The 10,681-nt window shown below is 42.1% G+C and carries 10 protein-coding genes and 1 pseudogene; 8 read left to right on the top strand and 3 right to left on the bottom strand.

The genetic code is table 11. The annotated features are described in order from the left end of the window. Positions 1-168 precede the first annotated feature (168 nt). The 4 genes from serS (at position 169) to rpsN (ending at position 3,841) form a co-directional block, all read left to right on the top strand. The gene (serS, locus tag OGM63_RS16665; protein ID WP_263746713.1) at positions 169-1,449 is read left to right on the top strand and encodes a serine--tRNA ligase; all 1,281 of its coding nucleotides are present in this window, start codon (positions 169-171) and stop codon (positions 1,447-1,449) included. Positions 1,450-1,651: 202 nt separating this feature from the next. Continuing rightward, complete coding sequence (gene rseP, locus OGM63_RS16660; RefSeq protein ID WP_263746712.1) at positions 1,652-2,740, top strand: RIP metalloprotease RseP; 1,089 nt, start codon at positions 1,652-1,654, stop codon at positions 2,738-2,740. A gap of 14 nt (positions 2,741-2,754) precedes the next feature. After that, positions 2,755-3,402, top strand: coding sequence for an endonuclease III (gene nth / locus OGM63_RS16655; RefSeq protein WP_263746711.1), 648 nt, complete (start codon positions 2,755-2,757; stop codon positions 3,400-3,402). Between the two features lie 136 nt (positions 3,403-3,538). Next, a complete protein-coding gene (gene rpsN, locus OGM63_RS16650; protein ID WP_263746710.1) occupies positions 3,539-3,841 on the top strand; it encodes a 30S ribosomal protein S14 in 303 nt (100 codons plus the stop codon). 96 nt (positions 3,842-3,937) lie between these two features. Here the strand turns inward: rpsN and OGM63_RS16645 are convergent, their stop codons facing one another. Continuing rightward, the gene (locus tag OGM63_RS16645; RefSeq protein WP_263746709.1) at positions 3,938-4,267 is read right to left on the bottom strand and encodes a DUF8822 family protein; all 330 of its coding nucleotides are present in this window, start codon (positions 4,265-4,267) and stop codon (positions 3,938-3,940) included. Between the two features lie 105 nt (positions 4,268-4,372). On the opposite strand from OGM63_RS16645, the gene OGM63_RS16640 reads away from it, so the two are divergent. The 3 genes from OGM63_RS16640 (at position 4,373) to OGM63_RS16630 (ending at position 8,514) form a co-directional block, all read left to right on the top strand. After that, positions 4,373-5,590 (top strand): RNA-guided endonuclease TnpB family protein, encoded by a 1,218-nt coding sequence (locus tag OGM63_RS16640; RefSeq protein ID WP_263746708.1) that lies wholly within the window; start codon positions 4,373-4,375, stop codon positions 5,588-5,590. Positions 5,591-5,679: 89 nt separating this feature from the next. After that, the gene (gene aat / locus OGM63_RS16635) at positions 5,680-6,252 is read left to right on the top strand and encodes a leucyl/phenylalanyl-tRNA--protein transferase (protein ID WP_263746707.1); all 573 of its coding nucleotides are present in this window, start codon (positions 5,680-5,682) and stop codon (positions 6,250-6,252) included. A 903-nt stretch (positions 6,253-7,155) separates the two neighbouring features. Next, a complete protein-coding gene (locus OGM63_RS16630) occupies positions 7,156-8,514 on the top strand; it encodes a pentapeptide repeat-containing protein (protein WP_263746706.1) in 1,359 nt (452 codons plus the stop codon). A gap of 43 nt (positions 8,515-8,557) precedes the next feature. Here OGM63_RS16630 and OGM63_RS16625 read toward each other — a convergent pair whose 3' ends face one another. Further along, positions 8,558-9,313, bottom strand: a complete 756-nt coding sequence (locus tag OGM63_RS16625; protein WP_318528476.1) for an RNA-guided endonuclease InsQ/TnpB family protein — start codon at positions 9,311-9,313, stop codon at positions 8,558-8,560. Further along, a complete protein-coding gene (locus OGM63_RS29585) occupies positions 9,276-9,719 on the bottom strand; it encodes an RNA-guided endonuclease InsQ/TnpB family protein (protein ID WP_318528475.1) in 444 nt (147 codons plus the stop codon). The genes OGM63_RS16625 and OGM63_RS29585 overlap by 38 nt, the downstream gene beginning before the upstream one ends. Positions 9,720-9,771: 52 nt before the next feature. On the opposite strand from OGM63_RS29585, the pseudogene tnpA reads away from it, so the two are divergent. Further along, positions 9,772-10,207 (top strand): annotated as a pseudogene (gene tnpA, locus OGM63_RS16620) (IS200/IS605 family transposase). The last annotated feature ends 474 nt before the right edge of the window (positions 10,208-10,681 follow it).

The raw sequence follows: 10,681 nt of genomic DNA, 5'->3' as shown, positions 1-10,681 counted from the left end.
CCTTGTCTCCTTGTCTACTTGTCTCCCACTCACCCACTCCCCCACTCCCCCACTACCCCACTCCCCCACTCCCCTTATCCCCTTGTTTTTCGTTACATAGCAAGCCAAAATCAGTATAATGCTGATGTGTTGGACTGGAAGATTATAGGCTAGAGATTAAGAAAATCTGTGCTGGATATTAAGCAAATACGGGAAAATCCCCAATTAGTTCATGAACGGTTGAATAGTCGCGCTAATAAGTATGACATTCAGCCTATTTTCGAGTTGGATCGGCAACAACGGGAATTGGAGGGAAAGCGAAATCAACTCCAAGCACGTAGTAATGAAATTGCAGGTTTAATTCCCATCAAAATCAAAGCTGGTTCTGACCCCAAAGGAGCAGAAATTCTGGCTTTGCGGGAAGAGGGCAAATCTATTAAAGAGCAATTGAGTCTACTGGAACCGCAGGAAAAAGAACTCAAAGCGAAAATTGAAGAACTTGTACTTGCGCTTCCTAACTTACCAAGTGACTCTACACCCATTGGTCAGAGTGAGGAAGAAAATGTAGAAGTACGCCGTTGGGGTGATGATTATATTCCTAAAAACTCGAATATTCTCCCGCATTGGGAAATTGGCGAAAAGTTAGGTATTCTGAATGTAGAACGAGCGGTCAAAGTGGCTCAAAGTCGCTTTGTGACGCTGATAGGGGCTGGTGCAGCATTGGAAAGGGCATTAATTCAGTTTATGCTCGATCGCCAGACTCAAGCTGGTTATATAGAAATTAGTCCGCCAATTTTAGTTAATACTGAGTCGATGACGGCTACGGGTCAGTTACCTAAGTTCGCGGAAGAAAGCTTTAAATGTGCTGATGATGATTTGTGGTTAATACCTACTGCAGAAGTTCCTGTAACTAATCTTTATCGAGGTGAAATTCTCAATTCGGCTGATTTGCCTATCTACCATTGTGCTTATACTCCGTGTTTTCGCCGAGAGGCTGGTAGTTATGGACGAGATATGCGCGGATTGATTCGCCTGCATCAATTTAATAAAATTGAATTGGTGAAATTTGTTGAACCGGGCACTTCTTTTGAGGAACTGGAAAAATTGGTGACAAATGCAGAAGCGATTTTACAAGCTTTGCAGTTACCTTACCGAGTTTTAGAGTTATGCACTGGGGATTTGGGATTTTCTTCTTGCAAAACTTATGATTTAGAAGTTTGGCTGCCTTCCTCAGGTAAGTATCGAGAAATTTCTAGCTGTTCCAATTTTATCGACTTCCAGGCACGACGGGGCGATATTCGCTTCAAAGAGGCTGGTAAGAAGGGAACTCAGTTCGTACATACCTTAAACGGCTCTGGTTTGGCTGTGGGACGAACAATGGCAGCTATTTTGGAGAATTATCAACAACCAGATGGGACGGTGCGTATACCCCTCGTGCTGCAACCGTTTTTGGGGAGAGAGGTGTTGTAAAGTTTGGGCAATGGGCATGGGGCATGGAAAGAATTATATTTATTCGCGCATCACTTACAGCCGCTTTTTTAATTCCCATTGCCCAATGCGAGCGTGCCCAATGCCCAAAGCGGGAAAATATGCCCATGTTTGAGAAGTGCTAAAGTTTGACAGATTTTAAAATAAAGGTATAAGTAGCTGAATAGGTTCAATAATTTTCTCTATGCCAGTTTTAGCAGCGATCGCAGTCTTGGCTGTTCTGATCTTGGTACACGAGCTGGGACATTTTATCGCAGCACGGTCTCAAGGTATTTACGCCAACCGTTTTTCTTTAGGTTTTGGTCCGACTATTTTCAAGTACCAAGGTTCACAAACCGAATATGCTCTCCGCGCTTTTCCTTTGGGTGGCTTTGTTGGTTTTCCTGACGATGACCCGGATAGTGATATTCCGCCGAATGACCCGAATCTGCTGCGTAACCGTCCAATTTTAGATCGGGCGATCGTTATCAGTGCTGGAGTGATCGCAAATTTAATATTTGCTTACTTAGTACTAGTTCTTCAATTGGGTATCGTTGGTATTCCTGAAAAAATCAATTACCAGCCTGGTGTAATTGTCCAGCCTGTTAATGAACAGTCCATCGCTTACCAAGCGGGAATTAGGGAAAGAGACATTATTCTTGCTGTGGGTGGTCAAGAACTGCCAGCTTCGGAAAATTCCAGCATTTTGCTGAGAAAAGAAATTCAAAATCATCCAAATCAGCCTATTGAACTGACTGTTCAGCACGAAAATCAACAACGTACCCTAAAACTAACGCCAGAAAAAGGAACTGACGGCAAAGGTTTGATTGGTATTCAACTTGGTGCTAATGGTACACCCGTTTATCGTCGTCCCAGCAATCCACTAGAAATTTTTAGCATTGCGGCTAACAGATTTCAACAATTAGTTGTGGGTACCCTGAGTGGTTTTGGACAGTTAATCACGAACTTTCAACAAACTGCCGGACAAGTTTCGGGACCAATTAATATTGTCAAAGTCGGTGCTAAGTTGGCTGCCGATGACAGTGCAAATTTGCTTTCATTTGCGGCAATTATCAGCATTAACCTGGCTGTTATCAATATTTTGCCTCTTCCGGCTTTGGATGGCGGACAACTGGCTTTCCTGCTGATTGAAGGTGTACGCGGTAAACCTCTGCCCTCTCGCATTCAAGACGGTGTGATGCAAACTGGTTTGGTGCTACTTTTAGGTTTAGGACTTTTTCTGATCGTTAAAGAAACTACGCAGTTGGAGTGGGTACAAAAATTATTCCAGTAAGCACTACTCGCCTCATGTTATCTAAAAAGCAACGGGCACGAGAAATTCTTTTGCGCCTGAAGCTTTTATATCCTGATGCGACTTGCTCTTTGAACTACTCAACGCCTGTACAGTTGCTAGTTGCAACAATTCTCTCTGCTCAGTGTACAGATGAGCGAGTGAATAAAGTCACACCAGCTTTATTTGGTAGATTTCCGGATGCAGCTAGTTTGGCGATCGCCGATTTAACAGAGTTAGAAAACTTGGTGCATTCAACTGGGTTTTATCGCAATAAGGCGAAGAATATCCAAGCTGCTTGTCGGATGATTCTCAACGAGTTTAACTCGCAAGTGCCAAACCAGATGGAACAGCTTTTACAACTTCCGGGTGTGGCACGGAAAACGGCTAATGTGGTGCTAGCTCATGCCTATGGCATTAATGCTGGAGTGACGGTAGATACTCATGTCAAGCGACTCAGCCAACGTTTGGGCTTAACTAAACATACAGATCCGATCCGCATTGAGCTAGATTTGATAGATTTATTACCACAAGCAGATTGGGAAAATTGGTCAATTAGATTAATTTATCATGGTCGAGCCATTTGTAAAGCGCGATCGCCCGCCTGTATTGCATGTCAATTGGCTGAATTATGCCCCTCTGCTGGTGAGGAAGGGGGAAGGTGAAAGGGGAATGGGGAAGGGAGAATGGTTAATGGGGAAGGGAAAAAGCTTTTTATTCCTTTTCCCCTCTTCAAAAAGCCCATTTGTGGATACCATCCGATAGAATGAAAAATGCTGTCTTTAAATAAGTAAAAAGTATATGGCAAAAAAGAGCATGATTGAGCGCGAGAAAAAGCGCGTCAAAATAGCCGAAAAATATGCGTCCAAGCGGGAAGCGTTGCTCGACGAGTTCCGCAGTACCGAATCTCCCCTTGATAGGCTGGAAGTTCACCGGAAAATTCAACAGCTACCCCGCAATAGCGCTCCTACTCGTCAGCACAACCGTTGTTGGGTGACTGGTCGTTCTAGAGGTTATTACCGCGATTTCGGGCTATCTCGCAACGTGTTGCGCGAATGGGCACACGAAGGTCTTTTGCCTGGTGTGGTTAAGTCTAGTTGGTAGAACAAGAAAGTGATGAGTGGTGAGTTATGAGTGATGAGTTGAAAACAAAGCTAACTCCGCTCCTCCGCTCCTCCGCTCCTCCGCTCCTCCTAACTTTTATTCCCCACAACACTTATCAATTCCGAGACTTTCTAAGAGTAGATCGCTGACGGCGTTGGCGATCGCAAACTCTCCATAGAAACTTTTGGAAAAATCAAATGCCTGCATCTCTGTGACAATAGCAATTACCAGAGAACCCAGGTCATTTTCTCCTTCCATGCGTTGGCGGACAAAAATTTGTGCCGCACGTTGGGCGATAATTTGATTGACGGCTTCGGGGATAAACTCTGTATCTAGCCACCGCAAAAGGCTTTGTCGCAACCATTCTCCCTCTTGCTGGGGATTTTTTGACGGTGGCAGGGTGATTGATCCAATAGGTTCAGTCATTTTTTTATCTTATCGAAAAATTGGGTTTAAAACCCCGTCCTAGAAGGACGACTTTACTTTTTTAATGTTTTAGCTTACCATAGTAATGGTAGTTTGGTAAGCACAGTGTTAAAAGCATACAAGTACAGAATCTATCCGACTAGTGAGCAATCAATATTGCTTGCCAAGTCTATGGGGTGTGCGCGTTGGTTTTACAACTATGCTCTTAACTTAACGAGCGAAACTTACAAGACAACGGGTAAGGGATTAAGTCGCAATGAAATCATCAACTTGCTGCCTTCTTTAAAGAAAGAGCATGAGTGGCTAACAGAACCACCATCACAGTGTTTGCAGCAAGTTGCACTCTTCCTTTCCAGTGCTTTTTTGAATTTCTTTGAAAAGCGTGGCTTATATCCAAACTTTAAGAAAAAGGGACAAAAACAATCTATTCGCTTTCCCCAGGGAATAAAACTAGATGGCGGTTACTTAACTCTTCCTAAATTAGGTAAGGTTTATTGTAAACTGTCTCGTAAACCTGTCGGTAAACTTAAATCTGTTACGGTATCACTTACTTCATCTGGTGAATACTATGCTGCCTGTCTCTATGATGATGGTAAGGATATTCCTGTTTCATCTTCAGAAGGAAAAGCCGTTGGGGTAGATATGGGGATAACCCATTACGCTATTACGTCTGATGGCACTAAACATGGTAATCCCAAATATTATCGCAAATATGAAACAAGATTAGCGAATTCGCAAAAACTACTTAGCCGTAAGCAGAAAGGGTCTAACAACCGTAATAAAGCCCGTATTAAAGTGGCTATTGTCCACACTAAAATTACTCGATGTCGTGAAGATTTTCTACACAAACTAAGTCGTAAGTTAGTTGACGAAAACCAAGTCATAGTTGTAGAAAACTTGGCAGTTAAGAATATGGTCAGAAACCACCCTCACGGGTTCGCCACTTGCTACAACGGGGGGAACCCCCGCAACGCAGTGGCTCACAAACTAGCAAAATCAATTAGTGATGCTGGGTGGGGTCAATTTTGCACCATGTTGAAGTATAAGGCAGAATGGAAGGGAAAAACCTACATTGAGGTAGATAGGTTCTTCCCTAGTTCAAAGACCTGTAGTAACTGCCTACATCAAGTAGATAATATAAGCTTGGATATTCGTAGCTGGCAGTGTCCTAGATGTCAAACGTTACACGATAGGGATGTTAACGCCGCTATAAATATCAGAGATGAAGGTTTACGAATTTTGGCGGGAGGGCATCTCGCTACCGCTTCTGGACAACGTGTAAGACCATCTAAAGGCACTGCTTTTAGAGGCAATGTTGGATGAAGGAAGAATCCTCGCGGCTTTAGCCCGAGGAGTTGTCAAACGCAGAGTGATACAAGGGAGGATGGCTTTTTTTATTTTGCGCTTAACGTATGTATGATGTCGCTGCGATTATTCAAGGCTATGCTCAAGGCTATTTTCTCATGGCTGATGACAGCAATGGCTTGGAGTGGTACAGCAGTCGCGATCGCACTTTAATTCCTTTGGATAAGCGATTCCGCTACCCTAAGTCTTTACGACGTGTTATCAATCAAGAGCGTTTTTCTGTGGCGATTAACCGTGATTTCAAGACTGTGGTATTTGGGTGCGCTAATCGCGATACAACTTGGATTTCACCTGAGTTACAAGATATTTATTGGGAACTTTACCAAGCTGGTTGGGCATATACTTTTGAAACTTGGCTAGGTGATGAACTTGCTGGAGGAATTTTAGGAATTGTTATTGGTGGGGCTTTTATTGGTGAGTCGATGTTCTACCGGATTCCTGAAGGTTCTAAGGTGGCAATGGTGAAGTTGGTAGAAAGATTGCGAGAAAGAAAATTTGTGCTGTTTGATGCCCAAATGATGAATCCTCATTTGCAAAGGTTTGGTGCTTATCGCGTTGTGGATGATGAATATCAAGCTTTACTTAAGCAAGCGTTACAATGTCGCTCTAAATTAGTTTAGTCTTACTAATTACCGCTATATATTTACAAAAATTAATATTCTAACCTCTTTTACTTTCTCTCAAAAAGTTAAGTGTTTTGACTTGACTGTCAATAAATATGCACCTTTGTCAATATTGTTGACTTGGTTATCTAATAATCTTGATTACATTCTCATTATTAATGAGAATGTAAGCAATAAAATTCATTTTTACCAAAATTTGGCTAATTTTGGTTTTTAAAGGTGGTGTCCCTTGCCATTCAGGAAAATTGGTGATATTGTTTTGTAGGTGTATAAATCTGAAAGTTTATTAAACTAAATAATCTAAAATATAAAGGGTTGAAAAAAAGTAAAAATATTCCCATTATAAAAGTATATAGCAAAAGCGCTCGCATAATCACATAATCAACTTCCTGTCAACTCGCGTCTTTTTTTCGCCATGCAAAAGCAGGTTTACAAAGCCGCCCCAAGCGATCGCTGATCTTAGAAATTTAGTTGACGCTACGAAACCCAACATTTTCTTCCACTCACAACCTTAAACACTTCCATCATGAGAAGTGCGATCGCAGTCTCACAAACCTACTGCACCAACATAGTCAATCTACCGTAACGGTGCATTCATTCTTCAAACAGGTTGTGCAATCTACCTAAAGCAGCTGAGGTAGAACTGTTCTTGACACTCTGCGGTCACTTATACACGGAGATTCTCTAGGACTTGCTTAAAGCTATTTCTCAAATGGCTGATTTCGCTTTATGCTCCTCCTTTTACAGGGGATATGCTGAATGAACGCCGTTGACCCATTGATTTTCCTAAGCGGTATAAAGTCAGATTTCAAAATTTAAATACATTACAGAAATAAACCTACCAAAAACTGATATCCTACAACCTGTAGCAAAAAGTGTCCCACTCTGTTGAAATTGAACATGGCTCAAAATTATCGCCGTGGGAAGCTCAGAGGCAAATCCTTTAAAGGGCAAGACTTAACAGGCGTAGATTTCTCTGATTCTGATATTTGTGGTGCAGATTTTACTGGTGCCATTCTCAAGAGTGCAAATTTTCGCAATGCGAAAGCAGGTTTACAACGCCGTTGGGCGATCGCTTTGGTAATATTTGCATTACTACTATCGGCAATATCTGGACTGCTATCAGCCGTTGGCGGTTCCCTGCTAGGATTTCTTCTGGTTAACAATCACCGCGAAAATATTTACGTTGTGGTAGTTAGCTTGATCGTCTTGTTAGTGTTTTTTATTACTATTATCCGCCGGGGATTGTCAGCAGCCTGCGCGTTTTTGATCGTGGCAATCACATGGGCAGGTTTGGCGGCGATCGCTTGGGCTGGTATAGTAGCAGTAGCTTGGGCTGGAGTAGCAGTTACAAGCGTAATGGAATTAGCTTCTATCGTAGCAGTAATTGTTACTGCCTCGATATCAGTAGTAATTGTGGCGACAGGGGCAGTAGTTATAGCTGGATCTGCCGCATTTGCCGGAATTATCGCTGGATTGCTTGCAGTGACAGTAACAGTGTCAGTAGCGGGGGCAATAGCAGGAGCTATAGCTGTGGGAGCCGCAATGGTCAATTTGATTGCTGGTGGTATAGCATTACTGGTGTCAGTCGCAGTAATATTACTGAGCGCTTATGCCAGCTGTCATGCTTTATTTGGAGATGAAAAGCAAAGCTTAACTCGGAATTTAGCGATCGCTTTAGTGACAAAATATGGAACTAATTTTCAAAGCTGCGATTTGACAGATGCGGACTTTACCCAAGCCACACTAAAAAACACCAGCTTCATCACGGCTATTTTGACACGCACCTGCTGGTATCAAGCGAAAAACTTGGATCTTGCCGGTGTGGGGACAACTTATCTTGACGATCTGCAATTACGAGAATTGTTGGTTACGAAAGACTTACAAAATAAAAACTTGAATGGCTGGAACTTGCAAAATATAAATTTGCGTGCCGCAAATATCAAGGATGCTAGCTTAATCGGAGCGAATCTTAGTGCATCTAACTTCCAAGATGCAGATTTTTCTAGAGCTAACCTCGGACAAACGCAATTAAACAAAACCGATTTGAGAGGTGCGACTCTTACAGGTGCTTACATCGAAGATTGGTTAATTACTTCGCAAACGAAGTTAGATAATGTGAAGTGTGATTACATCTTCATGCGAATACCCACACGGGAAAATCCTAATCCTCATCGTTTACCTCCAAATTGGGATGAAACATTTGAAAATGGTGAATTTTCCCGCTTGTTTAATCCGTTGTTGAAAATTAAGATTTAATTAGGTATTGACATACTCCCCGGCGTGAACGCACGGGGATTCTTCACGCTTCATTGACAGATACTACCGAAGTAGGTTTACTCCGTCTCGACGTGCATTTAGAGTCGTGGCAATGCCCTATCCCGACTTTTTCTATATTCTTGGCAGCATTTCCATCGCGATCATGTTCAGTCCCGCAATTTAAGCACTTAATCTGGCGCACTTTTAAATCAAGTTTGCCCCACTTAAAACCGCATTCAGAACAGACTTGACTAGTTGGTTCCCATCGACTAAGACAAATGAAAGTTCTATCATATTTTGCAGACTTAGCCTTGCAAAGTGTCCGAAACTCACGCAAAGACAGCAAACTAATCACTCTTGAAAGTTTGCGGTTTTTAACCATACCAGACACATTCAAATCTTCTAAAACAATAGCTTGGTTTTCACGCGTCATCTTAGTTGATAATTTGTGCAGAAAGTCTCTGCGGGTGTCTGCGATTTGGTTATGACGTTTTGCGATTTGAATCCGAGTTTTGTCCCGACGCTTTGAATCTTTATGTTGTCGTGCTAATTTCTTTTGTAGTTTGCGAACTTTCCTGTCAAGCTTTTTATAGCTAGGACTTTCAGCTTTTTCACCATTACTCATTACCGCAAAAGTCTTTATACCTAAATCAATCCCGATACTTTGGCTTTTAGTATCAAGGCTGACAGGCTCAATATCAACCACAAAACTTAAAAAATAGCGGTCTTCACAATCTTTAATAAGAGTAACTGAGCTAGGTTCACTCTTGTAATTGCCTAGACCAAATTGGATTAACATTTCCAATCTTGGCTAGGTACACCGTCTCTTTACTAATAGAGAAACCGCCACGAGTAAGACGCGCAGACTGTTGATTCGTTTTCTTTTTAAATCTAGGGCTACCTAGTTTCTTGCCTTTTCTTTTGCCTTTTAGGGAATCAAAAAAGTTCTTATAAGCAATTCCTAAATCCGCGACTGATTGCTGCAAAGCAATGCTAGCTACGCTACTAAGCCAAGAACGCGCAAGAGTCTTTTTACCTTGGGTTAATATTAATTTTTGCAAATCCCCATTGCTAGGAAGTTTCTCGGACTGTTTGCACAAAGCCAAAGCATCATTCCAAACTACCCGCACACACCCAAACAACTGAGCTAGGCTCGTTCGTTGTTGGTCTGTTGGATAGAATTGGTATTGATATCTTGCTTTCACGGCTTTGTGTTATAGTTGGTCTGTACCTATAACATAACTTGGTCTGTAGAAAATGTCAAGCGATCTTCGTCGGGAAAGACACAGTGTTACAGACTTAAAACTTCACTTGGTCTGCGTTACTAAATATCGAAAGCCTATACTCACCAACGTGAGTCTTGCAGGGAATTGAAAAGTCATTTAGCGAAGTATCTGAAAAGATGAATTTCAAAGTACAGGAATTTAACGGGGAGGTAGACCACGTACACGTATTAATTGAATATCCTCCTAAATTGTCTATCTCTCAGATAGTGAACGCGCTCAAAGGGGTTTCGAGTCGTCGGTATGGACAAGAGGGATTTAAGAAACCGCTAGGAAAAGACGCTTTATGGAGTCCTTCTTATTTTGCCTCTTCAGTGGGCGGCGCACCCTTGGAGGTACTAAAAAAATATATACAGAATCAATTAAAGCCGTCAAGCGAAGGACGGGGCTTTTACCCATGTTCTTGGTAAGTGCTTCAGCGCTTTTATTCTGAATACGTGTTATGAGTTTTGACTGTAAACTAGGGATTTTGTTCAGCGCTGTAGACTCTTTGCGGCTGATCGCACAATAGTGCCGACTACGAGTTATATCATGTAGGATAAAGACTTATAGCGTTTCCTAGTCTGGTGAGGGAAAAATTTATCTGCGTTCATCGACGTTTGCCTATCTTCCAAAGCGGTTAATTCAATATTCTGTACAAAAATGAATGTGGGAATCGCTATATCATGGTTGTCCGCAGCAATGCTTGGGGCACGAATTCCAGCAAGAAAGAGGGTTTTCAGATTTTTGTATAGATGTCCGAAATAATAAGTAATAATTGACACTCCCCGGCGTGAACGCACGGGGATTCTTAAGACCAGATTAACGATCTTAACGGCGATATCAAAGCGCCTCTACTGATTCCACCAAGATTTAATCCCAGCTTTATCGCTACTTTTCTAGCT

It is taken from the genome of Plectonema radiosum NIES-515 (assembly GCF_025753815.1).
Classification (GTDB): domain Bacteria; phylum Cyanobacteriota; class Cyanobacteriia; order Cyanobacteriales; family Nostocaceae; genus Hassallia; species Hassallia radiosum_A.
Note: the sequence above shows the minus strand (reverse complement) of the source record. Positions and strands in the feature narration are given on the sequence as shown.

Excerpts from the sequence above, each read along its gene's own strand:
- rseP (WP_263746712.1), top strand. The coding sequence starts at position 1,652 with ATGCCAGTTTTAGCAGCGATCGCAGTCTTGGCTGTTCTGATCTTGGTA.
- nth (WP_263746711.1), top strand. The coding sequence starts at position 2,755 with ATGTTATCTAAAAAGCAACGGGCACGAGAAATTCTTTTGCGCCTGAAG.
- rpsN (WP_263746710.1), top strand. The coding sequence starts at position 3,539 with ATGGCAAAAAAGAGCATGATTGAGCGCGAGAAAAAGCGCGTCAAAATA.
- OGM63_RS16645 (WP_263746709.1), bottom strand. The coding sequence starts at position 4,267 with ATGACTGAACCTATTGGATCAATCACCCTGCCACCGTCAAAAAATCCC.
- aat (WP_263746707.1), top strand. The coding sequence starts at position 5,680 with ATGTATGATGTCGCTGCGATTATTCAAGGCTATGCTCAAGGCTATTTT.
- OGM63_RS16630 (WP_263746706.1), top strand. The coding sequence starts at position 7,156 with ATGGCTCAAAATTATCGCCGTGGGAAGCTCAGAGGCAAATCCTTTAAA.
- OGM63_RS16625 (WP_318528476.1), bottom strand. The coding sequence starts at position 9,313 with ATGTTAATCCAATTTGGTCTAGGCAATTACAAGAGTGAACCTAGCTCA.